Annotated in this window: 20 protein-coding genes; 10 read left to right on the top strand and 10 right to left on the bottom strand. The window is 68.8% G+C overall.

All coding sequences use genetic code 11. The features are described 5' to 3' along the window. Positions 1-58: 58 nt before the first annotated feature. Positions 59-1,381 carry a serine hydrolase gene (locus GGR89_RS04685; protein WP_125975759.1) on the top strand — a complete coding sequence of 441 codons (1,323 nt, stop codon included), beginning with the start codon at positions 59-61 and terminating at the stop codon, positions 1,379-1,381. A gap of 3 nt (positions 1,382-1,384) precedes the next feature. On the opposite strand, the gene GGR89_RS04680 is transcribed toward GGR89_RS04685, so the two are convergent. The 3 genes from GGR89_RS04680 to GGR89_RS04670 are packed head-to-tail and all read right to left on the bottom strand — an operon-like array spanning position 1,385 to position 3,007. Continuing rightward, a complete protein-coding gene (locus GGR89_RS04680; protein WP_125975757.1) occupies positions 1,385-1,645 on the bottom strand; it encodes a hypothetical protein in 261 nt (86 codons plus the stop codon). Then, complete coding sequence (locus GGR89_RS04675) at positions 1,624-2,190, bottom strand: GNAT family N-acetyltransferase (protein WP_125975755.1); 567 nt, start codon at positions 2,188-2,190, stop codon at positions 1,624-1,626. Before GGR89_RS04675 ends, GGR89_RS04680 begins: the two co-directional genes overlap by 22 nt. Continuing rightward, on the bottom strand, positions 2,177-3,007 hold the full coding sequence (locus GGR89_RS04670; protein WP_125975753.1) for a TIGR00266 family protein: 831 nt from the start codon (positions 3,005-3,007) through the stop codon (positions 2,177-2,179). Before GGR89_RS04670 ends, GGR89_RS04675 begins: the two co-directional genes overlap by 14 nt. 292 nt (positions 3,008-3,299) lie before the next feature. On the opposite strand from GGR89_RS04670, the gene GGR89_RS04665 reads away from it, so the two are divergent. Next, a complete protein-coding gene (locus GGR89_RS04665; protein ID WP_125975751.1) occupies positions 3,300-4,799 on the top strand; it encodes a CoA-acylating methylmalonate-semialdehyde dehydrogenase in 1,500 nt (499 codons plus the stop codon). A 143-nt stretch (positions 4,800-4,942) separates the two neighbouring features. Here the strand turns inward: GGR89_RS04665 and GGR89_RS04660 are convergent, their stop codons facing one another. Next, complete coding sequence (locus GGR89_RS04660; RefSeq protein ID WP_241217953.1) at positions 4,943-5,260, bottom strand: GIY-YIG nuclease family protein; 318 nt, start codon at positions 5,258-5,260, stop codon at positions 4,943-4,945. A gap of 128 nt (positions 5,261-5,388) precedes the next feature. On the opposite strand from GGR89_RS04660, the gene GGR89_RS04655 reads away from it, so the two are divergent. The 4 genes from GGR89_RS04655 (at position 5,389) to mmsB (ending at position 9,690) form a co-directional block, all read left to right on the top strand. Next, positions 5,389-6,534 carry an acyl-CoA dehydrogenase family protein gene (locus GGR89_RS04655; protein WP_125975749.1) on the top strand — a complete coding sequence of 382 codons (1,146 nt, stop codon included), beginning with the start codon at positions 5,389-5,391 and terminating at the stop codon, positions 6,532-6,534. Positions 6,535-6,857: 323 nt separating this feature from the next. Continuing rightward, the gene (locus GGR89_RS04650) at positions 6,858-7,892 is read left to right on the top strand and encodes an enoyl-CoA hydratase/isomerase family protein (RefSeq protein WP_125975747.1); all 1,035 of its coding nucleotides are present in this window, start codon (positions 6,858-6,860) and stop codon (positions 7,890-7,892) included. Between the two features lie 12 nt (positions 7,893-7,904). Further along, positions 7,905-8,681, top strand: coding sequence for an enoyl-CoA hydratase (locus tag GGR89_RS04645; protein ID WP_125975745.1), 777 nt, complete (start codon positions 7,905-7,907; stop codon positions 8,679-8,681). A 133-nt stretch (positions 8,682-8,814) separates the two neighbouring features. Beyond that, positions 8,815-9,690 (top strand): 3-hydroxyisobutyrate dehydrogenase, encoded by an 876-nt coding sequence (gene mmsB / locus GGR89_RS04640; protein WP_125975743.1) that lies wholly within the window; start codon positions 8,815-8,817, stop codon positions 9,688-9,690. A 135-nt stretch (positions 9,691-9,825) separates the two neighbouring features. Here the strand turns inward: mmsB and GGR89_RS04635 are convergent, their stop codons facing one another. Further along, positions 9,826-11,844 (bottom strand): protein-disulfide reductase DsbD family protein, encoded by a 2,019-nt coding sequence (locus tag GGR89_RS04635; RefSeq protein ID WP_125975741.1) that lies wholly within the window; start codon positions 11,842-11,844, stop codon positions 9,826-9,828. An 80-nt stretch (positions 11,845-11,924) separates the two neighbouring features. Here GGR89_RS04635 and GGR89_RS04630 point away from each other — a divergent pair, with 80 nt between their 5' ends. Then, the gene (locus tag GGR89_RS04630; protein ID WP_125975739.1) at positions 11,925-13,562 is read left to right on the top strand and encodes an alkaline phosphatase family protein; all 1,638 of its coding nucleotides are present in this window, start codon (positions 11,925-11,927) and stop codon (positions 13,560-13,562) included. A 51-nt stretch (positions 13,563-13,613) separates the two neighbouring features. Here GGR89_RS04630 and GGR89_RS04625 read toward each other — a convergent pair whose 3' ends face one another. Next, the gene (locus tag GGR89_RS04625; protein ID WP_125975736.1) at positions 13,614-14,513 is read right to left on the bottom strand and encodes a right-handed parallel beta-helix repeat-containing protein; all 900 of its coding nucleotides are present in this window, start codon (positions 14,511-14,513) and stop codon (positions 13,614-13,616) included. Positions 14,514-14,641: 128 nt separating this feature from the next. On the opposite strand from GGR89_RS04625, the gene GGR89_RS04620 reads away from it, so the two are divergent. From GGR89_RS04620 to GGR89_RS04610, 3 genes are all read left to right on the top strand, one after another. Beyond that, on the top strand, positions 14,642-16,078 hold the full coding sequence (locus tag GGR89_RS04620; protein WP_125975734.1) for a circularly permuted type 2 ATP-grasp protein: 1,437 nt from the start codon (positions 14,642-14,644) through the stop codon (positions 16,076-16,078). A gap of 154 nt (positions 16,079-16,232) precedes the next feature. Continuing rightward, positions 16,233-17,168: an alpha-E domain-containing protein gene (locus tag GGR89_RS04615; RefSeq protein ID WP_206431189.1), complete on the top strand. Its 936-nt coding sequence runs from the start codon at positions 16,233-16,235 to the stop codon at positions 17,166-17,168. Continuing rightward, a complete protein-coding gene (locus GGR89_RS04610; RefSeq protein WP_125975730.1) occupies positions 17,168-17,977 on the top strand; it encodes a transglutaminase family protein in 810 nt (269 codons plus the stop codon). The genes GGR89_RS04615 and GGR89_RS04610 overlap by 1 nt, the downstream gene beginning before the upstream one ends. A 150-nt stretch (positions 17,978-18,127) precedes the next feature. Here the strand turns inward: GGR89_RS04610 and GGR89_RS04605 are convergent, their stop codons facing one another. The 4 genes from GGR89_RS04605 to GGR89_RS04590 all read right to left on the bottom strand — a co-directional run bounded on the left by GGR89_RS04605 (position 18,128) and on the right by GGR89_RS04590 (position 24,577). Continuing rightward, positions 18,128-18,910, bottom strand: coding sequence for an arginyltransferase (locus tag GGR89_RS04605; protein ID WP_125975728.1), 783 nt, complete (start codon positions 18,908-18,910; stop codon positions 18,128-18,130). Positions 18,911-19,162: 252 nt separating this feature from the next. After that, on the bottom strand, positions 19,163-20,446 hold the full coding sequence (locus GGR89_RS04600; RefSeq protein ID WP_125975726.1) for a glycosyltransferase: 1,284 nt from the start codon (positions 20,444-20,446) through the stop codon (positions 19,163-19,165). A 201-nt stretch (positions 20,447-20,647) separates the two neighbouring features. After that, complete coding sequence (locus tag GGR89_RS04595) at positions 20,648-22,180, bottom strand: aminoacyl--tRNA ligase-related protein (protein WP_125975724.1); 1,533 nt, start codon at positions 22,178-22,180, stop codon at positions 20,648-20,650. Between the two features lie 54 nt (positions 22,181-22,234). Further along, the gene (locus tag GGR89_RS04590) at positions 22,235-24,577 is read right to left on the bottom strand and encodes a hypothetical protein (protein WP_125975722.1); all 2,343 of its coding nucleotides are present in this window, start codon (positions 24,575-24,577) and stop codon (positions 22,235-22,237) included. Positions 24,578-24,600 lie beyond the last annotated feature (23 nt).

Here is a 24,600-nt window from a genome sequence, read left to right as displayed (position 1 = left end):
AGGCTTGCGCGCAGCGGGGCCATGTGTACCATCCCTCTAACACAGGGGAGATACTCCGATGCGTGCCATCGCCTTTCTCGCGCCGCTGCTTGCCTGCGCCACGCCCGGTCTGGCGCAGACCACGCCCCCTGCTCCCGCCGCCGCACCCGTGCAGGCGGCCAAGGAATTCCGCGATCGGGTCAACCAGCTGCCCGATCTGTTGCAGGGCAAGGGCGACTATGACGCCGCCTTCGCCGACGCCTTCCGCGCACAGGTGCCGAAGGCCAAGTTCGATGCGGTGCTCCAGCAGATCGCGGCCGCGGCCGGGCCTTATTCCGACCTGCAGAAGCTGGAGGCGAAGACGCCGTGGAGCGGTACGCTGACGGTCGAGTATCGCGATGCGATCGCCACCGTGGCGATCGACGTCCATCCAGCCGGCGATCACCGCATCACCGGCCTGCTGGTGCAGGGCCTGACTGCGCGCGAGGCAACGCTCGACGCGGTAGAGGCAACGCTGAAGGGACTGCACGGCCGCACGGGCTATGTGCTGGCCAGGCTGGGCGACGGCAGGCCGCAGCTGCTCCGGCAGCACAATGCCGATCAGGCCTTCGCGATCGGCTCGGAATTCAAGCTGGTGATCCTCGCCGAGCTGATCCGCGCGACCAATGGCGGCGAGCGCCGCTGGGACGACTTGGTCACGCTGGACGGCAGCGCGCTGCCCGGCGGCGGGTACACCGCCAAGCCGGCGGGAACCAAGGTAACGCTGCGCGAACTTGCCACGCAGATGATCTCGATCAGCGATAACAGCGCGACCGACATCCTGCTCAAGACGCTGGGGCGCGAGAAGGTGGAAGCAATGCTGCCGGTCCTCGGCATCGCCGATCCTGCCCGCAACCGGCCCTTCCTCGGCACCGCGGAGGTTTTCAAGCTGAAGACCATCCCGGCCCTGCGCGACCGCTACCTCGTCGCCGACGAGGCCGGTCGTCGCGCCCTGCTGGCGGGCGAGGTGGCGGCGACACCGCTCAGCAAGGTCGATGTCGGCCTCTTCTCGGCGGGCAAGCCGCTGTCGATCGACACGCTGGAATGGTTCGAGACCCCGGCCGATCTCGTCCGGGTAATGGACTGGATCCGCCGCAACACCGAAGGACCCAGGGGCGCCGATGCCCGCGCCGTGCTGTCGAAGAACCCCGGCATTCCGCCGCTTGCCGCTGCCAAATGGGGCTATGTGGGCTACAAGGGCGGCTCCGAGCCGGGCGTCATGGCGATGACCCTGCTGCTGCAGGGCAAGGACGGCGGCTGGTACGTCCTCTCCGCCAGCTGGAACGACACCGCGCAGGATGTCGAACAGGGTCGCTTCGCCGGGCTCGTCGGCAAGGCCGCCGAGCTCGCGGCGGCGCCCTGAGCCCTACAGCTCGCCGCGCATCCGCCGCTGGTGGTATTTCACCCGCACGGTGATGCCGAGCACCATCAGGAAGAACGCCACGCCCAGCACCGCCGCGGGCACCGCGATCGGCATCGGCCAAACCTTGGCCCGCAGCGCCGCGAGCAGCGCGCCGAGCACCGCCAGCCACACCGCGCCCATCCGCAGCGGCCGCGCGACTTGCCGCAGCTCGGCCTTGTAGGCGGCGCGCTCGGCAGGATCGTTCAGGTTCGGCGGGGTCGGCATGTCCAGTCTTCCTTCAGCAGCCCGTAGAGCGTGGTGTCGCGGATGCCGATATGGGTCTCCCATTCGGCGCGCAGCACCCCCTCCAGCCGGAAGCCCAGCCGTTCGAGCAGCCGGCGCGAATACACATTGTCCGGGTCCGTGTCCGCAAAAACCCGCCGCTGGCCTTCGGCGAGGAAGAGCTGGTCGAGCACCGCGCCGATCGCCTCCTCCGCGATCCCCCGCCCCCAATGCGGCCGGGCGAGCAGATAGCCGATCTCGCTGACCGCCGCCCGCTTCTCGCCCACCGCGACATAGCCGATCGCGGTATCGTCCCCGGCAAGCGTGATCGCCCAGACACGCCAGGCCGGGTCGCCGCGCGACAGGCTGGCGCGGGTCTGTTCGACGGTCTCGTGGGGCGCGTGGCTCCACCAGGTCATCAGCGCGGGATCGGAGAGGCTGGGGAACAGCGCCTCGGCATCGTCCACGGTGCGCGGCCGCAGGCGCAGCCGCGCGGTGGCGAGCACCGGCGTGCCGCGCGCCGCGCCCGTCAAATCAGCGATTGCCACCGATCAAATCGCCCAAGCCGCCCAGCACCGAACCCTCGCCGCGATTCTGCCCGCCGCCCATCGCCGCCGCCATCATCCGCCCGGCGAGCCGCGCGAAGGGCAGCGACTGGATCCACACCTTGCCGGGCCCGCGCAGCCGCGCGAAGAACACGCCCTCGCCGCCGAACACCATGCTGCGCACGCCGCCGACCGAGACGAGGTCGAAGTCCACCGACGGGGTCAGCGCGGCGAGGCAGCCGGTGTCGACATGGAGTTCCTCGCCCGGCGCCAACTCGCGCTCGACGATGGCGCCGCCCATCTGGACGAATACCCAGCCGTCGCCGTCGAGCCGCTGCATGATGAAGCCCTCGCCGCCGAACAGCCCGGTCATCACCCGGCGCTGGAAGGCGATGCCCATCTGCACGCCCTTCGCGGCGGCGAGGAAGGCGTCCTTCTGGCAGATCAGCGTGCCCCCGATATCGGCCAGCCGCAGCGGCACGATCGCGCCCGGCACGGGCGAGGCGAAGGCGACGCGCGCCTTGCCGCTGCCCTGATGGGTGAAGACGGTAGTGAACAGCCCCTCGCCGGTGACCAGCCGCTTCCCCGCACCGAGCAGCTTGTCCATGAAGCCGCCGCCCTGGTTGCTGCCGTCGCCGAACACGGTCTGCATCACGATCGGCGCGTCCTTCCACACCATCGCGCCCGCCTCGGCCACCGCGCTCTCGCCGGGATCGAGCTCGATCTCGACGAACTGCAGCTCCTGGCCCTTGATCTCGAAATCGATGTCGTCGGCATAGCCTTCGCGGCGCGCGTGCGACCAGGGGCTCATTGGCGGCATTTCAGTCTCTCCTGTGCGTGTTGCAGCGGCGTACTACACCAAAGCGTGTTGGGCGGAAATGGCTTCACGACGCCTGCCTGTCATCCCGGCGAAAGCCGGGATCCAGTCGCCTCTAGGCCGGGGAAGGCGCCGAACCGTCCTGGCAAATGGATCCCGGCTTCCGCCGGGATGACGACCTTGGGGTGTGTATCCCCTCCCGAACGCCCGGGGTGACACGCCGAGCGCGCTGTGTCATTGCGCAACTTAATTACAAGGCATGAGTCGGCGTCCAGCCGATCCGCAGGAGAGTGTGATGCGTGTTATCGATCATGTGATCGTCGGCCATTCCGGCGGCGGCGCGGGCCGCCGGTCGGACGTTTTCGACCCCAACAGCGGCGCGGTGCAGGCGCAGGTGGCGCTCGGCACCGCCGCCGATCTGGAGCGCGCGGTCGCCGCCGCGCAGGCCGCCCAGCCCGGCTGGGCCGCGACCAACCCGCAGCGCCGCGCCCGCGTGATGTTCCGCTTCAAGGAGCTGGTCGAGGCGAACATGGACGCGCTCGCCCACCTGCTCTCGTCCGAGCACGGCAAGGTGATCGCCGACGCCAAGGGCGACATCCAGCGCGGGCTCGAGGTGATCGAGTTCGCCTGCGGCATCCCCCACGCGCTCAAGGGCGAGTATACGCAGGGCGCGGGCCCCGGCATCGACGTCTATTCGATGCGGATGCCGCTCGGCATCGGCGCGGGCATCACCCCGTTCAACTTCCCGGCGATGATCCCGATGTGGATGTTCGGGGTGGCGATCGCCTGCGGCAACGCCTTCCTATTGAAGCCGTCCGAGCGCGACCCGTCGGTGCCCGTCCGCCTCGCCGAGCTGATGCTCGAGGCCGGCGCGCCCGAGGGCATCCTCCAGGTGGTGCAGGGCGACAAGGAGATGGTCGACGCGATCCTCGATCATCCCGCGATCTCCGCGGTGAGCTTCGTCGGTTCGTCCGACATCGCGCATTATGTCTATCGCCGCGGCGTCGAGGCGGGGAAGCGCGTCCAGGCGATGGGCGGCGCCAAGAACCACGGCATCGTCATGCCCGACGCCGATCTCGACCAGGTCGTCGCCGACCTCTCCGGCGCGGCGTTCGGCTCGGCGGGCGAGCGCTGCATGGCCCTCCCCGTGGTGGTGCCGGTCGGCGACAAGACCGCCGATGCCCTGCGCGAAAAGCTGATCCCGACAATCGAGGCGCTGCGGGTCGGCGTCTCCACCGATGCCGAGGCGCAGTACGGCCCGATGGTCAACGCCGCGCACAAGGCCCGCGTGGAAGGCTGGATCCAGACCGGCGTCGATGAAGGTGCCGAGCTGGTGGTCGACGGCCGCGGCTTCCAGCTGCAGGGGCATGAACAGGGCTTCTTCATCGGCCCGTCGCTGTTCGACCGCGTCACCCCGGCGATGAAGAGCTATCAGGAAGAGATCTTCGGCCCGGTCCTCCAGATCGTCCGCGCCCCCGATTTCGAGACCGCGCTGCGCCTGCCGAGCGAGCACCAGTACGGCAACGGCGTCGCCATCTTCACCCGCAACGGCCATGCCGCGCGCGAGTTCGCGGCGCGGGTGAATGTCGGCATGGTCGGCATCAACGTGCCGATTCCGGTGCCGGTGGCGTATCACAGCTTCGGCGGCTGGAAGCGCTCGGCGTTCGGCGATGTCAACCAGCATGGCATGGAAGGGGTGCGGTTCTGGACCAAGGTGAAGACCGTCACCCAACGCTGGCCCGACGGCGGCGTGGGCGACGCGGCCAATGCCTTCGTCATTCCGACCATGGGGTGATGGGGGTGCGGGCGTACCTCCCCCTTCTTCTGTCATCCCGGCGAAAGCCGGGATCCATTGGGGTCACCGTCGCGGCCCCAGCCCCGGCCAAGTGGCGAATGGATCCCGACTTTCGTCGGGATGACGGAAGAGAAGATGACGGCTTAGGGGGCTGGTGCGTCCAGCGGCGGGAAGCCGAGGCTGATCGCAAGGTCCTCCCAAAAGGGATTTTCCTTCTCGATCAGCACGATTTTCCAGTCGCGCTTCCATTCCTTGAGCTGCTTTTCGCGCTTGATCGCCGCTGCCATGTCACCGCCGACTTCGTACCAGACCAGCCGCTTGACGTTGTTGCGCTTGGTGAAGCCAGGGACCGTGCCGCTACGGTGCTGATGGATCCGCCCCATCAGGTCCGACGTGAGGCCCGTGTAGAGCGTCCCATGCCGCCCGCTCGCCAGCATGTAGACGCAGGGCAGTTTGTCCACCCTACCCCTCCACCGTCATCCCGGCGGAAGCCGGGATCCATTCGCCACTCCGTATTCGCAATAGCCCAGCCGGCGACCCCAATGGATCCCGACTTTCGTCGGGATGACAGCTTGAGACAACAGGCATCATGACCCATCAGTTCGACCTCACCGACGACCAGCGCCAGATCCAGGAGATGGCGCAGAAGTTCACCGCCGACGCGATCACCCCGCACGCCGCCGAGTGGGACGAGAAGCACATCTTCCCCCGCGACACGATTCGCGCCGCCGCCGAGCTCGGCTTCGCGGCGATCTACGTCTCGGAGGAATCGGGCGGCATCGGCCTCGGCCGGCTCGAGTCCGCGCTGATCTTCGAGGCGATGGCCTATGGCTGTCCGTCGACCAGCGCGTTCATCTCGATCCACAACATGGCCGCCTGGATGATCGACCGGTTCGGCGCGCAGGCCGTGAAGGACAAGTATCTCCCCAGCCTGGTCACCATGGACAAGCTGGCCAGCTACTGCCTCACCGAACCCGGCTCGGGATCGGACGCCGCCGCGCTCAAGACCCGCGCGGTGCGGGACGGCGATCATTATGTCGTCAGCGGCACCAAACAGTTCATCTCGGGCGGCGGCGCGAACGACCTCTACGTCACCATGGTCCGCACCGGCGAGGACGGCCCCAAGGGCATCTCCGCGCTGGTGATCGAGAAGGACATGCCCGGCGTCAGCTTCGGCGCGCAGGAACGCAAGCTCGGCTGGCATTCGCAGCCGACCGCACAGGTGATCCTCGACAATGTCCGGGTACCGGTCGAGAACCTGATCGGCAGCGAAGGCGAAGGCTTCCGCATCGCGATGATGGGGCTGGACGGCGGCCGGCTCAACATCGGCGCCTGCTCGCTGGGCGGGGCGCAGCGCTGCCTCGACGAGGCGGTGCGCTACACGCAGGAGCGCCGCCAGTTCGGCAAGGCGATCGCCGATTTCCAGAACACCCAGTTCACCCTCGCCGACATGGCGACCGAGCTGGAGGCTGCCCGCGCTTTGCTCTACCTCGCCGCCGCCAAGGTGACCGCGGGCACGCCCGACAGGACCCGCTTCGCCGCGATGGCCAAGCGGCTGGCGACCGACACCGGCTCGGCGGTGGTCGATCGCGCGCTGCAGCTGCACGGCGGCTATGGCTATCTCATGGATTATCCGATCGAGCGCTTCTGGCGCGACCTGCGCGTGCATTCGATCCTGGAAGGCACCAACCAGGTGATGCGGATGATCGTCGGCCGCGATCTGCTGAAGGACTGAGACGGAAAATGCTTTCCTACAGCACCGCGTTTATGCTTTGTTCGCAGATGTCCCGCGTGCGGACCAGGGAGGAAGCCGGGTTGATGTCGCTTTCCCGGAACTTTCGGAACTTTCGCCAGCCCCCCTTCCTCCTCGGCACGGGGAGGGGGGTGAAGCGGCGAACAGCGATGTACCTGCGGCACATCGCAGCCGCGGAGCCGGCTCGCGACGCGAGCCGCGCGCGCCGCGTGGTGGAGGGGGGCCGCCACATCGGACTCCCTTGCTGTGCTCCCCCCCCACCATTCTGCGCATGGTCCCCCTCCCCGTGCCGGGGAGGATTTTAAGTGGACATCCTCACCGCCATCGAAGGTCCCGTCGCGCGCCTGCGCCTCAACCGCCCCAAGGCCCTCCACGCGCTCAACACTGCGATGTGCCAGGCGATGCTCGACGCGCTCGATGCGTGGGAACGGGACGATTCCGTCCACATCGTCCTGCTCGACCATGCCGAGGGCCGCGGCTTCTGCGCCGGCGGCGACATCCGCATGATCGCTACCAGCGGCGCAGGCGACGGCACCGAAGCGGCGGACTTCTTCCGCACCGAATACCGGCTCAACCACCGGCTGTTCACCTATCCCAAGCCGATCATCGCCTTCGCGGACGGCATCGTGATGGGCGGCGGCGTCGGCATCTCGCAGCCGGCGCGGTTCCGGGTCGCGACCGAGAACACCAAATTCGCCATGCCCGAGACCGGCATCGGCCTCTTCCCGGACGTGGGCGGCGGCTGGTATCTGTCGCGCCTGCCCGGGCGGATGGGCGAGTATCTGGCACTGACCGGCCACCGGCTCGACGGCGCCGAATGCCTCGCGCTCGGCCTCGCCAGCCACTACCTCCCCGCCGAGGCGCTGGCCTCCGCCAAGGCGCAGATCACCACCGCGCCGGACAAGGCGCTGGCGATCCTCAACGACCTGTCGATCGAGGCCCCCATCGCCAGGATCCTCGCGCACTATGCGGACATCGACCGGCTGTTCGCGGGCGACAGCGTGGAGGAGATCTTCGCCGCGCTCGAAGCCGAGGACAGCGAGTGGGCCGCGGCCACCCTTGCCACACTGCGCACCAAGTCGCCGCAGGCATGCAAGGTCTCGCTGCGGATCGTCCGCGAAGGCCGTGAGATGCCCGATTTCGCCGCCGAGATGGTCCAGGAATATGCCGTCGCCACCCGCGTCTGCCGCCTGCCCGATTTCGCCGAGGGCGTGCGCGCGGTGATCGTCGACAAGGACAATGCCCCGCACTGGGCACCTTCCACCCCGGAAGCGGTGGACAGCGCCGCGATCGATGCCATCTTCGCCCCCCTGCCGCCCGCGCAGGCCTGGGCGCCCTGAACGGAGAACACCATGTCTTCCTACGAAACCCTCCTCGTCGAGCAGCGCGGCGCGGTGACGCTGATCACGCTCAACCGGCCCAAGGCACTCAACGCGCTCAACAGCCAGGTGCTGAGCGAACTGCTCGACGTGATGCGTGCCTTCGATGCCGATCCGTCCCAGGGCTGCGCGGTGCTCACCGGCAGCGAAAAGGCCTTCGCCGCCGGCGCCGACATCAAGGAGATGCAGGCACAGGGCTTCGCCGACATGTATGGCCATGACTTCTTCGCCGGCTGGGACGCCTTCACCCGCACCCGCAAGCCGATCATCGCCGCTGTGTCGGGCTATGCGCTGGGCGGCGGCTGCGAGGTGGCGATGATGTGCGACTTCATCCTCGCGGCCGATACGGCGAAGTTCGGCCAGCCCGAGATCAAGCTGGGCGTGTCGCCGGGGATGGGCGGCTCGCAGCGGCTGACGCGGGCCGTCGGCAAGGCCAAGGCGATGGAAATGTGCCTCACCGGCCGGATGATGGACGCCGCCGAGGCCGAGCGCGCCGGGCTGGTCAGCCGCATCCTGCCCGCCGCCGAGCTGGTCGAGGAAGCGGTGCAGACCGCCGCGACCATCGCCGCGATGCCGCCGCTGGCGGTGAAGGCCAACAAGGAAATGGTCAATGTCGCGTTCGAGACGACGCTGGCGCAGGGCGTGCAGTTCGAGCGCCGCCTGTTCCACGCGCTGTTCGGCACCGAGGACCAGAAGGAAGGCATGACCGCATTCGTCGAGAAGCGTCCGGGGAACTGGACGGGGCGTTGAGGCACTGAACCACGCCCCCTCCCGCGTGCGGGAGGGGGCCGGGGGGTGGGGCCCCGGCATCCGCGACACCATCGCTTGTGGAGAGGGAGCGCCCACCCCCAGCCCCTCCGCCAAGCGGGAGGGGAGTACCTGAATGGCACGCGTAGCATTTATCGGCCTCGGCAACATGGGCGGCGGCATGGCGGCGAACCTCGCCAAGGCCGGCCACGATGTCCGCGCCTTCGATCTGTCGCCGGAAGCCTTGGAGCGCGCGAAGAAGGCCGGCTGCCTGCCCGCCGCCAACGCTGCCGAAGCGATCGCCGGCGCCGAGGCGATCGTCACGATGCTGCCCGCCGGGCGCCATGTCGAGGCGCTCTATGCCGAGACCTTGCTCGACCATGCCGAGGCGGGCGCGATCCTGATCGACTGTTCGACGATCGATGTCGCCACCGCCCGCCGGGTCGCCGAAGCCGCGACCCAGCGCGGGCTGCTGGCGGTCGACGCGCCGGTGTCGGGCGGGATCGCCGCGGCGACTGCCGGCACGCTCACCTTCATGGTCGGCGGCGCCGTGACGGCGTTCGCGCGCGCCGAGCCGTTTCTTGAGGACATGGGCAAGGCGGTGATCCATGCCGGTGCCAGCGGCGCGGGCCAGGCAGCGAAGATCTGCAACAACATGATCCTCGGCGCGACGATGGTCGCGACCTGCGAGGCTTTCGCGCTCGCCGAGAAATTGGGGCTGGATGAGCAGCGATTCTTCGACATCGCCTCGGTCTCGTCAGGCCAGAGCTGGTCGATGACGAGCTATTGCCCGGTGCCGGGTGTCGGTCCCGAAACGCCGGCGGATCGCGACTATCAGGGCGGGTTCGCCGCCCCGCTGATGCTCAAGGACCTCAAGCTGGCGCTGGAAGCCGCCGCCAGCGTCGGCGCGCAGGTCCCGATGGGCGAACGCGCCGAGCAGCTCTACGCCGCGTTCGTCGCGGGCGAAGGCGCCGGGCTCGACTTTTCCGGGATCATCAAGACACTGCGGTGAGGGGGGGTGATCGCTCCCCACCAGCGTCATCCCGGCGAAAGCCGGGATCCATTGGGGTCTACGTCACACCTCTTTCCGGGACGTAAAGGCGACTGGATCCCGCCTTCCGCCGGGATGACGGAAGTCGGGAAGGGTTCACCCGCCCTTCGCCCGGCTGGCCAGCAGGTCCTGGGTCAGCACCTGCGGCAGCACGTCAGGCGTATCCTGCCCCGGCTTGTACCAGAGGTAGAGCGGCACGCCCGCCCGGTTGTGCGCCTCGATGAAGCGGCCGAGCGTCGCGTCGCCATTGGTCCAGTCGCCGACCAGCACCGCGACCTTGCCGTCGGCCAAGGCCTGCTCGACCGCGGCGGTCTCGATGACCGCCTTCTCGTTGACCTTGCAGGTCAGGCACCAGTCGGCGGTGAAATAGGCGAAGACCGGCCGCCCCTGCGCCCGCAGCTCGGCGAGCCGGGCTTCGCTGAACGGCTCGGCCCCAGCCATCGCCGCCGGCGCGCCCGCCGCGATCGGATGGACCAGCGCGACGCCGCCGAGCGCGAACAGCACCAGCGGCAGCGCCGGCAGCCAGGCATGGCTGCGGCCCTTCGCCTGCCGGGCACCCGCCCACCACAGGCCGAGCGTCGCCAGCAGCGTGGCGGCGAGGCCGATGGTCATGCCGTCCACCCCGGCCTGCTTGCCCAGCACCCAGGCGAGCGCCAGCGCGGTGAGGAACATCGGGATGGAGAGGATGTGCCGCATCGTCGCCATCCAGGCGCCGGGCTTGGGCAGCCTGCGGCGAAGCGTGGGGACGAAGCCGAGCAACAGGAAGGGCAGCGCGATGCCCAGCCCCAGCCCGCCGAAGATCGCCAGCCCCGCGAACCAGGGCAGCACCAGCGCCGCCCCCAAGGCCGAAGCCATGAACGGCCCGGTGCACGGCGTGGCGATGAATGCCGCCAGCGCGCCGGTGGCGAAGGCCCCGCCATGGCCCTTGTTTGCCGCGCGGTTGACGAAGGCGGGCGTGGTGATCTCGAACAGCCCGGCCAGGTTGAAGGCGATCGCGCTGACCAGCAGCAGCAGCAAGAGGATCACGCGCGGGTCCTGCAGCTGGAACGCCCAGCCCACCGTTGCGCCGGCCGCGCGCAGCCCGAGAAGCAGCCCGCCCAGCGCGAGGCACACCGCCACCACGCCGGCGGTATAGGCGAGCGCCTCGGCGCGCGGGCTGCCCTGATCGTTGTTGGCCTTGGCGAGGCTCAGCGCCTTGAGGCTGAGGATCGGGAAGACGCAGGGCATCACGTTGAGGATCAGCCCGCCCAGCACCGCCGCGAAGAACGCGCCAATCGCCGCGAGCCACGGCGTCGCCGCCGGCTTGGCCGCCGCGACCGTGCCGGGCCTGGCAGTGACGATCAGCCCCTGCCCGTCGATCGCCAGCACGCCTTCGAGCGCGGCGGGCGCGGTACGGGCCTTGGTCTGGAGCACCAGCCGGTCGCCGTCGCGCACCACCGTCTGCGGCGCGGCATAGTCGACGGCATTGGCGGTCAGCGGGTAGAAATACACGTCCTTCGCGGCCGCGCCCGCCGGATAGGGCACCGCAATCCGCAGCGCGCCGCCCTCGGCCTGGAAGGTCGCCGGGGTGCTCAGCGGCTTGGGCAGCTGGGCGCGCCAGCCGTCGAACTTCGCCCGCACGGCCGGATCGATCGTGCCGTCGCCAATCGTCAGGCTGGTCTCCAGCTCAGCCTTTTCGGGCACGCACAGCGTATCGGTGCACACGAGATAGTCGAGCTTGAGCTTGACCGGCAGCGTGCCTTTGACGTCCGCGGGCACTTGCAGCGTGGTCAGCCGGACGAAGGTGCCTTCATAGACATAGTTCATCAGCCCGGCGATCAGCAGCCGCTGCGGCACCGGATAGCGGAAATCCTCGGCCTTCGCGCCGGCGGGCAGCGTCCAGTGCGCCTCGGCCGGTAGCCCCGCATCGCCGGGGTTCTGCCAATAGGCATGCCATTTCGGATCGGGGGTGGAGACCAACGCCAGCGTCACCTCGCTGCCCGGCTTCGGGGTTGCCGTTTCGGCCACCAGCTCGCTGCGGACGTGCGGGCCCTTGGCGAAGCCCTGTGCCATCGCGGGCATGCCCGACGCGAAGAGCAGCAGGAGCGACATCAAAGCGAAACGAAGCTGGGCCATGGCGCCGTCCTTGCCCAGTTCGCCGCGTTCGACAATAGCTGGGTGTACCAACGTCCCCCCGTGCCCGGAGCCGGCCCCGAATGAAATTGCTTGTCCCCCTCGCCGCGCTCGCGCTGGCCGCCACCCCCGCCCTCGCCCAGCAGAGCGCGCCCGCGCCTGCCGCCCCGGCGACGCCGCCCAAGCTGGTGGTCGTGATTTCGGTCGACCAGTTCTCGGCCGATCTGTTCGCCGAATATCGCAGCCAGTTCACCAGCGGCTTCGCCCGGCTGATGACCGGCGCGGTGTTCCCCGCAGGCTATCAGAGCCACGCCGCGACCGAAACCTGCCCGGGCCACTCGACGATCCTCACCGGCGACCATCCTTCGCGCACCGGCATCATCGCCAATGACTGGACCGACTTCGCCGCGCCGCGCGCCGACAAGACCGTCTATTGCGCCGAGGACGAGTCCGTGCCCGGCTCCGATTCGAACCACTACACCGTCTCCGACAAGCATCTGAAGGTGCCGACGCTGGGCGAGTGGATGAAGCAGGCCGATCCCCAATCGCGCGTCGTCTCGGTCGCGGGCAAGGACCGCGCCGCGGTGATGATGGGCGGCCACAAGGTCGACGAGCTCTGGTGGTGGGACGGCAAGGCGTTCGTTTCGTACGCCGGCCGCACCGCCCCCGACGCCGTCACCCGGATCAACGCCGCGACCACTGCGCGGGTCGCCGAGGCGCAGCCTGCGCTCGACCTCCCGGCCTTCTGCCGCCCGCGCAGCCGCACCATTCCGGTCGGCGGCAACAAGACCGTCGGCGACGGCCGCTTCGCGCGTGCCGCCGGTGACGGGCGGGCGTTCCGCGTCTCGCCCGAGTTCGACGATGCGGTGATGGCGCTGGGCGCCAAGCTCGCCACCGACATGAAGCTCGGCCAGCAGGGCCATACCGATCTGCTGATCCTCGGCGCCTCGGCGACCGACTATATCGGCCACAGCTATGGCACCGAGGGCAGCGAGATGTGCCTGCAGCTGCTCTCGCTCGACCAGACGCTGGGCCGGCTGTTCGACGCGCTCGACCGCACGGGGGTCGACTATCAGGTGGTGCTGACCGCCGACCATGGCGGCCACGACCTCCCCGAACGCCACCGCGAACATGCCGCGCCGACCGAGCAGCGCGTGACCCCCGAGGTGACCACCACCAGCATCAGCCGCACGCTCGCGGGCAAGCTGGGACTGACCGGCCCGGTGCTGGTCGGCGGCCCGGGCGGCGATGTGTACGTCACGCCGTCGGTGCCGCAGGCCAAGCGCGCCGCGGTGCTGGCCGATGCGGTGAAGCTCTACACGGCGAACCCGCAGGTGCAGGCGGTGTTCACCCGCGCCCAGATCGAGGCGACGCCGATCGCGCACACCCCGCCCGAGACCTGGAGCCTGCTGGAGCGCGCCCGGGCTTCCTATGATCCGCAGCGTTCGGGTGACCTGATCGTCGCGCTGAAGCCGCGGGTCACGCCGATCCTCGATCCGGTGGGCGGCTATGTCGCGACGCATGGCAGCTTCTGGGACTATGACCGTCGCGTGCCGATCCTGTTCTGGCGCAAGGGGATGACCGGCTTCGAACAGCCGCTGTCGGTGGAGACGGTCGACATCGCGCCGACGCTAGCCGCGCTGATCAAGGTGCCGGTGCCGGTGGAGATTGACGGGCGCTGTTTGGATATCGATGCTGGGGTGGCGGACAGCTGCAAATAACCTCCCTCCAATCCCCCTCCCGCTTGCGGGAGGGGGCCCCAAGCGGGAAGGTCAGCGCTTCTCGAACGCGCGCATGCCCGTCAGCCGGTTGTTCGCCACCATGATCCGCCCGCCGGACAGATCCGCGACGAAGGCCGGATCCACCGGCGCCCCCGGCGCCAGGCCGGCGGTGTTGCCCTCCACCCGCAGCCCGTCGGTCGGATAGGTCCGCGCTTCCGCCGCGACCACGATCAGACCCGAGCGATTCTCCTTGTCCCGCCCCTGCACGAACATGTTCTGCGCGATCGTGCCCGTGCCGCCCTCGGACAGGTCGACCATGTAGTTGGTCTTGCGCCCCGCACTGTCGTCGAAGCTGTTGCCGGTGATCGCCACGCGGCGCGCGCGCAGCTTGACGTAATGGCCGCCGGTGCCGCGCTCGAAGCGGCTATGGGTGATCGTCACCAGCCCGTCGACGGACAGATAGACCGAATGCGAACAGTTCGGCGATTCGTCGCACTGGCCGAGCCCGGCGAAGCTCGACCGGTCGATGGTGATGCTGCGCACCGTCGGGTGCCCGCCGCCAAGGATGCCCTCCTGGCTGTCAAGGAAGATGGAGCGCGTGACGGTCAGGTCGCCCATCTCGATGCGGATGCCGGCGCCGTTGCCGTCGCGCACGCGGAACTTGCGGAAGACCACGCCCTCCACCGCCGATCCGCGCCCGCGCAGCACGAACGCCGCCTTGTCCTCGCACACCACGCGCTCGAAGATCGCGGTGCCGGGCCGCACCGCCTTGTAGGTGATCCGGCCGGCGGCCTGCACCACGCACTCGTGATAGGTGCCGGGCGCGATCAGGATCGTCGCGGTGCCATCGCGCACTGCCGCCACCGCCGCGGCGAGCGTCGGATAGCCCAGCCCCGTCTCGGCGATGGTGAACGGCGCGGCGGCGGCGAGCGCGAGCAAGAAGAGCGACATGCCCGCACCTTGCCACGCCGCTCCTTAAAAATACGCCGATGCGCAAACGTGCACATTCGCCGCTTGTGCGCCGCAACGAAGCATTGCAGCATGCAGCCAATCGGTCACGCGGGCGTTTGGGAGCTTCGATGGGATCACTGGGGGCGTTCGACGAGATTTGGGGGCATGGCGGTCCGGAGGCGCCGCGCGAGGCGTTCATCGCGCTGTCGCAATGGATCGCGGACACGCCCCCCGAAGAGCTGCAACGCCGCCAGCACTCCGCCGAGGCCGCCTTCCGCCAGCTGGGTATCACCTTCGCCGTCTATGGCGACAGCGACGCCGCCGAGCGCATCATCCCCTTCGACATCGTGCCGCGCATGTTCCTGCAGCGCGAATGGCAGAAGCTGAGCGAGGGCCTGGTCCAGCGGGTGGAGGCGATCAACGCCTTCCTGGAAGACATTTACGGCGCCCGCCGCATCCTCGACGAGGGGATCCTCCCCCCCGAGCTGATCCTGCACAACGAGCAGTTCCGCCCCGAAGTCGCCGGCATCCGCCCGCCGCACGGGGTGTGGGCGCATATCTGCGGCATCGACCTGGTTCGCACCGGCGCCGACGAATTCTACGTGCTGGAAGACAATGCCCGCACGCCCTCGGGTGTCTCCTATATGCTGGAGAATCGCGAGGCGATGATCCGGCTCTGCCCCGAGCTGTTCCGCGATTTCCGCGTGGCGCCCGTCGACAGCTATCCCGACATGCTGCTGGAGACGATGCGCTCGGTGGCGCCGCTCGGCCGCGCGCGGCCGGTTTGCGTCGTGCTGACGCCGGGGCATTTCAACTCCGCCTATTACGAGCACAGCTTCCTCGCCGATTCGATGGGGGTCGAACTGGTCGAGGCCGCCGACCTCGTGGTCGACGACGACGTGGTCTATATGGAGACGATCGCCGGCCGCGTGCGGGTCGACGTGATCTATCGCCGCATCGACGACGACTTCCTCGATCCGCTGGTCTTCCGCCCGGACTCGCTGCTCGGCGTGCCCGGGCTGATCGCCGCGTACCGCGCCGGCAATGTCGCGCTGCTCAACGCGCCGGGCAACGGCATCGCCGACGACAAGGCGATCTACAGCTACATGCCCGAGATCGTCCGCTTCTATTCGGGCGGCGAGGCCAAGCTGCCCAATGTCGAGACCTGGCGCTGCCGCGAGCCGCAGGCGCTGAAGTACGTGCTCGAGCATCTGCCCGAGTTGGTGGTGAAGCTGGTCGACGGCTCGGGCGGCTATGGCATGCTGGTCGGGCCGACGGCCACGAGCGAGCAGATCGAGACCTTCCGCGCCGCGCTGATCGCCGAGCCCCACCGCTACATCGCGCAGCCGACACTCGCGCTGTCCACAGTACCGACGCTGACCGAGAAGGGCCTGGCCCCGCGGCATGTCGACTTCCGGCCCTTCGTGCTGACCGGCAGCGACAAGGTGCGCGTCGTCCCCGGCGGGCTTACCCGCGTGGCGCTGCGCGAGGGATCGCTGGTGGTGAACTCCAGCCAGGGCGGCGGCACCAAGGACAGCTTCGTCCTGCTGGGGGACGCGGCATGAGGGGGTATCCGCACGCCGCAGTCTGCGCTCCCCTTCCGCTTGCGGGAGGGGTCGGGGGAGGGGCGGGATCGTTCCAGCGCTTCTTCCACGTCAGTCTCTCCCCTAGCCCCTCCCGCAAGCGGGAGGGGAACCTCAAAGAGACCATCGCATGATGATGCTCTCCCGCACCGCCGCTGCGCTCTATTGGCTCGGCCGCTATGTCGAGCGCGCGGACTTCATCGCGCGGCTGGTGGAAGCCACCATCCGCCTCGACGCGCTCTCCGCCCGCCCGGCAGGCGAGGCCGCATGGCAGAGCGCGCTCACCGTCAGCTATACCGACGCACTCTTCGCCGAAACCGGCCACCCGGCCACCCAGGCGCATGTCGCCCGCTTCCTGACGCTCGAGGCCGACAACCCCGGCTCGATCACCCGCTGCCTGGAGATGGCGCGCAACAATGCCCGCGCGGTGCGCACCGCGCTCACCCGCGAGGCGTGGACCGCGATCAACCGCGCCTGGTGGCTGTTCGCCAACCGCGCCTCGACCGGCGGCGCCACCGAGACGCTCAACCTGGTCGAGCAGGTCAAGGGCGAGACGCGCGGCTTCGAAGGCGCGATCCACCGGATGATGCGCAACGAGGCGACGCTGCTGATCCAGCTCGGCGCCGCGATCGAGCGGGCGGACAACACCGCGCGGCTGGTCGACGTGAAATACCATCTGCTGCTGCCCGCCGGCGAGAGCGTCGGCGGCGCGGTGGATCGCGACCAGTGGACGACGATCCTCCAGACCGTTTCCGCCGTCACCGCCTATCGCTGGCTCTATTCGGAAGGGCTGCGACCGGACAACGTGATCGACCTGCTGGTCAGCCGCGCCGAGCTGCCGCGCAGCCTCGCGGCCTGCGTGGAGGAGACGGTGACCTTGCTCAGCGCACTCGCCAAACGCACGGGCTTGCAGGGCGAGGCCGATCGCATGGCCCGCGCGCGCCTCGCCCGCGTCCAGAAGGCACGCACGCCCGACATCATCGTCGGCGGCCTGCACGAATATCTGGAGAATTTCATCACCGAGAACGCGCTGCTCGACGGCGCGATCGCTCGCCAGTTCCGGTTCCTCTGATGCGCATCGCCGTCGAACACCGCTCGGTCTACCGCTTCACCCAGCCCCAGGCGCGGATCGTCCAGATGCTGCGGCTGACGCCGTGCGACACCCAGCACCAGACGGTGGTGAGCTGGATGGTCGGGGTCGATTGCGACGCGCGGCTGCGCGATGCGGTAGACGGCTATGGCAACGCCGTGACCATGCTCTACGCCGAGGGCCCGATCGAGGCGATCGAGATCGCGGTCACCGGCGAGGTGCTGACGCAGGACAATGCCGGGGTGCTGCGCGGCACGCCCGAGCCGCTGCCCCCTGCCCTGTTCCTGCGCACGACACCGCGCACCGCACCGAGCCTGCAGCTTGCGTCGTTCGCGGCTGATGTGAGCGCAGGCACCAGCGACCCGATCGAGCGGCTCCACCGGCTCAACCAGGCGCTCCACGCCCGCTTCCGCTGCGTGCCCGACGTGCCCGACAAGGGGCTGACGGCGGCCGAGGCCTTTGCCGGCAAGGCGGAAGCGTCGCGCGACGTGGCGCAGATGTTCGTCTCCGCCGCGCGCACGCTGGAGGCGCCGGCGCGCTACGTCTCGGGCTATCATCTCGACGGCAACGCCCAGTGCGCGCCGCATGCCTGGTGCGAGGCCTTTGTGCCGGGGCTCGGCTGGGTGGCGTTCGATCCGGTTACCGGATTGTCGCCCGATGACGGCTATGTGCGCGTCGCGGTCGGCCTGGATTCGGAGGGTGCCGCGGCGGTAGCCGGGCACCGCATCGGCCATGGCGAGGAACAGCTCGCGGTGGACCTGCATGTCGATCGGCTGGGGAACGAGGAATAGGTAGCAGCGATGGCCTCGCGGCGCCCGCAACAGCGTCATCCCGGCGAAAGCCGGGATCCAGTCGCCTCTCGCTAGCAGCAGGAGCCGCAACGAATACCCCAATGGATCCCGGCTTCCGCCGGGATGACGGTTTTGATCAAGCTACGCCCGTCAAGCCAGCACCGCCGCCATCGCGTTCGGCATCGCGCCCACCGCGTCTTCGTCGACGAGCAGCGACCAGCCGGTCGGCCCGAGCACCTCGATCGGGCGATAGCGCGTCTTGTACGCCATCCGCGCGCTGCCCTTCACCCAATAGCCGAGATAGACATAGGGCAGCCCCGCCGCGCGGGCGCGCAGGATGTGGTCCATGATGATGTAGTTGCCCATACCGGACCGCGTCTCGTCGTCGGTGACGAAGAAGCTGTAGATCATCGACAGGCCGTCGCCCTGCTGGTCGGTGATGCATGCCCCCACCAGCCGGCCGCGCTGGCCGTCGACCGAAGGCTCGCGATATTCGACGACATAGGAACTGACCGGCGACTGCTCGACCATGTCGGCATAGTCGCTCTCGTCCATCGCCGCCATGCCGCCGCCGGGGTGGCGCGAATCGAGATAGCGCTTGAGGAGTTCGTACTGCTCGCCGGTCGCCCAAGGCTTGCAGGCGGTGACTTCGAGATCGCTGTAGCGCTTGAGCAGCTTGCGCTGCGTGGCGTTGGGCTCGAACCCGTTGGCCACCACCCGCACCGAGGCGCAGGCGGTGCAGCCCGCGCAGCTCGGCCGATAGGCGACCGACTGGCTACGGCGAAAGCCGATGCGGCTCAGCGCATCGTTGAGTTCGCCGGCATGGTCGCCCGACAGTTCGGTGAAGATCTTCCGTTCCTGCCGCCCGGGCAGATACGGGCAGGGCGACGGGCTGGTCACGAAGAAACGCGGGAAACGTGATAATGCGGTCACCGCTCAGCCGTCCTCTGCTCCATCGGGCCGTCCCGATCGGCCCCTCTTACGCCGTTATGGGGTTGGATTTGGATGATGAAAAGCGCGTTTACCATCAATCAGGGCCATTCCCGCGCCATCGGCTTTCCCGGGTGACGCGGAACGGGACAATTCGGTTCCGCAGTAACCATGGTTCGCGGCAAAGCGGGATCGGAGGCGCGCCGAAAGCATCCGATGCCAGATGCAGCGCGGCAGCTTCGCGACTCGATTCGCTCAGTCGAGCTTGCCGAGTCCCAGCGCATCGAGCGCCGTCCCGACACCGTCCTCCGCAAGGATTGCCGCCCCCGCCACTCGCGCCTGCTCGGCAATGGTGGCGCTCGCCAGCAGCCGCGCGATCGCGGCCGATGCACGCGCGGCGGTGTAGCGGCGCTTCGGCAGCGACAGGCCCAGCCCGGCGCGCACGATCCGCGCGGCATTGTCGAACTGGTCGCCGAAGATCGGGCAGACAAGTTGCGGCGCGCCGGCGCGGATTGCCTGGGCCGTGGTGCCGATGCCGCCATGGCCGATCACCGCCGCTGCGCGCGGGAAGATCTGCGAATGCGGTGCATAGCCCGCCACGAGCACGGTATCGCCGGCAAGGTGCCGGTGCCGCTCCAGCAGATCATCGCCGACCAGCAGCACCGCCCGCCGCCCCAGCCGCCGCGCCGCTTCGGCGCTCGCCGCGTAGAAGCCGTCCTCGGCATAGACCGCCATGCTGCCCAGCGTGAAGACGAGCGGCGGCGGCCCTGCCTCCAGAAAGGCCTCGATCTTGGCGGAGAGCCCCTCCCCTGCGAACCCGCCATCGTAGAAGACGAAGCCGGTCTGCGCGAAGCTCGGCGGCACATCGCCGGGCGCGGGTGCGAACGCGGGCGACCACAGCCCGATCGCCCGCTCCACCGCCAGCGGCCCGGACAGCATCTCGTTGCCCGTGAAGGGCGGCGCGCCGGCGGCCGCGCGCAGTGCAGCGAAAGGCTTGAGCCCCGTGGCATAGCGCCGCTCGGCGAGCTGCAGCAGCGGCCGCACCGCGCCCGCGCCGAACCAGCGGCGCAACGTCACCAGCGCCGTCTCGCCGCGCGTGAGCACCGGCGGGTCCTCCGCCGAGAGCAGCGTGATCGGCTGGAGCAGCGCGGAGGCGAGCCGCACCCCCGCCGCCTGCGCCGCGATCCGCGCGTGGATCGAGAAGCTGCTGGCGAGCACCAGGTCCGCGCCCGCGACTACGGGCGTAAGGTCCGCCAGCGTCACCTCGGCATAGGGGACCAGCACCCGGTTGATGATGAAATCGAAGTCGGTGGCAATCGCCCGCGCAATCGCGCCCTCGTCCATGCCGGTATCGGCGATCAGCTGCGGCCCGTCGGGGCGGATGGGGTGGAATTCGATACCGTGCCGCGCGGCAATCGGCCGCACCGACTCCGCGCCCGCGAACACGGGCGTGTGGCCGCGCGCCTGCATGCCGAGCGCCAGTGCGATGAACGGGTGCACGTCGCCCAACGTGCCCAACGTTGCCAGTACCACCCGCATGTGGTTGCGCCCCTCTGTCGGAAGCAGGGGTCGCAGGGCGCGCGCGCTGCGTCAATCGAGATCCTCCCCGGCACGGGGAGGGAGGCGATTCGCGCCAGCGAACGGTGGAGGGTGCCTCCACACCGGACTCCCCCGCTGTGCTCCCCTCCACCACCGCCTTCGGCGGCGGTCCCCCTCCCCGTTCCGGGGAGGATCTGAAGCTTAGTACGCGCGCGCGACCAGGATCCGCTCGACCGCCGGCTTGCCGGTGAAAAGGCAGCTACCCTCCGCCGGTACCGCACCGCCGGGCACGTTGCGGAAGGTCAGCTTGAGCGCCTTGAGCCGCTCGACCACCGCGTCCAGCTCGGCGCCGGTCGGCTTGGCCCAGTTCACCTCGGCCCAGCCGGGGAACTTCTCCGAATCGGCGAACATCGCGGCCAGACCGTCGAAGTCGGTCACGTCGCGGCGGATGTTGCTCTCCAGCCGGTCGCGCGCGTCGAGATACAGGCCCTGCTGGATGCTCTCGAGAATCGCCGCCGCTTCGGCCACGAAATCGCCGCGCGGCATGATCCGCGAATCGAGCTTGCCGTCCTCGCGATAGAGCTTGTTGCGCTGGATCACCGAGACATTGCCGCCGGCGACATCGCGCCCGCCGACCTCGATCACGATCGGCGCGCCCTTCTTCACCCAGCCCCAGCGCTTGGTCTGCGCCTTGACCGCCTTGAGATCGAGCAGCGCGCGCACCGGTTCGCCGAGTGCGCTCAGCTTGGCGAGCTCGGCCTGGAGCGACTTGCAATAGTCGATCGTCGCCGCGTCCTCGGGCTGGTCGCGCAGCATCGGCACGATCACGATCTGCCACGGCGCCACCATCGGCGGCACGCGCAGGCCGTCGTCATCGCCGTGCACCATGATTAGCCCGCCGATCATGCGGGTGGAGACGCCCCAGCTGGTCGTCTGCGCCAGCTCGAACTGGCCTTCCGAGTTCTGGAACTTGATGTCCTGCGCCGAGGAGAAGGTGGTGCCGAGGAAGTGCGAGGTGCCGGCCTGCAGCGCCTTGCCGTCCTGCATCATCGCCTCGATCGAGAAGGTCGAGACAGCGCCCGGGAAGCGCTCATTCTCCGGCTTCTCGCCCGCGATCACCGGCATCGCCAGGCAATCCTCGGCGAAGCTGCGATAGACCTCGAGCATCTTGAGCGTCTCTTCCTGCGCCTCTTCCACCGTGGCATGGGCGGTATGCCCTTCCTGCCAGAGGAATTCGGCGGTGCGCAGGAACATGCGGGTGCGCATTTCCCAGCGGACGACGTTCGCCCACTGGTTGATCAGCACCGGCAGGTCGCGCCAGCTCTGCACCCAGCGCGACATCGCCGCGCCGATCACCGTCTCCGAGGTGGGGCGGACGACCAGCGGCTCTTCCAGCTTCGCCTCGGGATCGGGCACCAGCCGGCCGTCCTTCTGGACGAGGCGGTGGTGCGTGACGACCGCCATTTCCTTGGCGAAGCCGTCGACATGCTCGGCTTCCTTCTCGAAATAGGAAAGCGGGATGAACAGCGGGAAATAGCAATTCTCGTGCCCCGTCGCCTTGATGCGATCGTCGAGCAGGCGCTGGATACGCTCCCAGATGCCATAGCCCCAGGGCCGGATGACCATGCAGCCGCGCACACCCGAATCCTCGGCCATGTCGGCTTCGCTGATGACGGTCTGGTACCATTGCGCGAAATCGCCATCGCGCGTGACGGAAAGGGCGTGCTTGATCATGCCCCAGCGCTTAGCGCCTGGGCGCGCCGACGCAAGGGCCGGCGCGCCCGGGCTTCATACCGCGAGCGACCCCACCGGCGAATCGGCGTCGACCGGATTGCCGAAGCTGTCGAACGGGATCAGCGGCTTGCGCCCGATCCGCAGCAAATCCCGAGAGGGCTGGTAGCGCTGTTTTTCACCGAAGCGCAGGGCAACCTCCCGCACCCGACCGAATTTGCCGCGCGGCTTGCCAGTCAGCAGCTGGGCATGCTCGATCCGCAGCCCCCAGCTCGGCAGCTCGGGCAGATCGGCATCGATCCGGGTGCACAGGTTGAACAGCTGGACATGGTTGCGGTGACCGTGCCCCGGCAGCTTGCTGCGGAAGGTCAGGCAATTGGGCTCGCTGATGAAAGTGTTCTGCGCGAGCAGGAAGTTGCGATGGCCATGCTGAAACTGGCCCATCTCGAAGCCATGCCCGGTCTTGCGGAGGGTAGACAGCGCCATGACGAAATCGGTCATCGTCTTGGCCCGCTCCACCGGTGCGCTGGTCTGATCCCGGCTGAAGGGCTCGAGCAGCACGCCCGACCCGCTCGCCGCGTCGAAGCTCTTGACGAAGCGATACTCTCCGGGCTGCCCCCCGCCCTGCAGCTGAAGGATGTCGTCGGGCAGGATCTCGTTCTGGCCCGCGGGACTCGCGATCCGGAAGTCCGTACCGTTGGTGGTGATCACCGAATTCGGCAGCAGCCGCACGCCCCCCTGGGTCAGGAACAGCTGTGCCGTCGGCCCTTCGGCATGGTAGCGGAACACCGTCGTGTTGCGCATGCCGCGCTGGTTGGGCCGTTGCACCCCGCCCTGCTGCATAAAATCGACATGAAAGATCGCGTAGCACATGATCTCGTCGCCGGGCGACAGCGTACCGGCGAGATCTCCCTCGACGACGATCCGGCGCGTGACGGGATCCGCCAGAAACAGCTGATAGGGCTTGGGTCCGGCACTGGCACCGGACACGATCCGGACCTGGAGGTCCCAGATCTTCTTCATCGGCGACAGGCCGCCTGCATCGCGCACGGTGATGGCGGTGTGGCCCTGCCCCTCGCGGGCAACCGACTCCACGATCAGCGTCGGCGGCAGATGGAGCCGGATGGGCGCCGGCTCGCCGATCACTGCGTCATAGCCGTCGATGACGACATCGTCATACCCCGGACCGCCCTGGAACGCATCCGTCGTCAACTTCGCAGTCACGTTCCGGTACAGACGGGGCGCCATGGGCGCAGCCCCCTCGAACAGCGTCTCCAGCAGGTAGAAGCCATGGCCGAGATAGGGCAGTGGCGGGAGGATGTCGCGCTGCCGCGGGTCGCCCTTGAAGAGGTTCAGGCCGATGCTGCGCCCCGCCGCGCTCCTTTCGCCGTACATGCGCTCGCGATCGAGCAACTGGCATCCGAAAAAGCCCACCTGGGTGCCGGGCACCCCCATGATCCTGGGGAATTTCGACATGTCGACCGTCACGCCGTGGAAGTGCACCCGCCGCGCCAGGATGCCCCAGCGAGGGTCGGGGAGATAGCGGTCGGTGCGCGTGATCATCACCTGATCGGGGCGCAGCCCCTCGGCCGGCTTCACTTCGATGACGCGCGCATTGTCGATCGGGCCCATGCCGGGCAGCCTGTTGAGATCCTCCACATAGCGACCGGCCCGTGTGAGGATCAGCAACCCGCCATTGCCCACACCGCGGTTGGTCAAGCCGCGGGCGATCGTCCTCCACGGCGCGGCCTGGGTGCCGGCCGCGCTGTCGTCCCCGTCGACCGGATCGACGTAGCGCATCGGCCGCTTCGCATCGAGACTGCGATCGACATTGATGACCAGCGGCAACTCGATCCGCCGTTCCAGCCCGTGCTCGCCGCGCAGATAGCAATACAGGATCGCGTCGCCCGCCGTCACCGGTCCTTCGCCGGCGCCGATCTCCACCGAGAAGCCGATCGATCCCTGCGGCGCCATGCGCCCGTCGTACATTCGAACCGGCGTCTGGTTGACGCTCCAGTCGGTGACGGTGACCGTGTTTCCCTCCAGATAGAACACGGCCTCCTTGAAATAATTGATCTCGCTGCTGTCGGCAGACTGGGGCGGCAGGCCCAGCGCGGTGATGCGAATGCCTTCGCCATGGATCCACTGGCCGGGCGCCGCCGAGAAGCCGCCGATGAAGCGCTCGTCGGGTACCAACGTGCCCCGCGCCACTTCGCTCTGCGCCGGCGCCGTGCCGCCGCTGCCAGCGGTGCCGTCCCAGTTTCGCCCGGGCCGCAGACCGTTGCCGCGCCCGCCGCGGCTGCCCTGATCTGCGGAACTTGCCGCGCCCGAACAGGCGGCAGGCGCGAATGAGCCGATCAGCAGCCCGCCGACCGCGGACCTACGCGTGACGTCGATCACTAGCTTCTCCCTATGGTTGGGCA

Origin of the sequence: Sphingomonas trueperi, from assembly GCF_011927635.1 — a bacterium.
GTDB classification, from domain to species: Bacteria; Pseudomonadota; Alphaproteobacteria; order Sphingomonadales; family Sphingomonadaceae; genus Sphingomonas; species Sphingomonas trueperi.
Note: the sequence above shows the minus strand (reverse complement) of the source record. Positions and strands in the feature narration are given on the sequence as shown.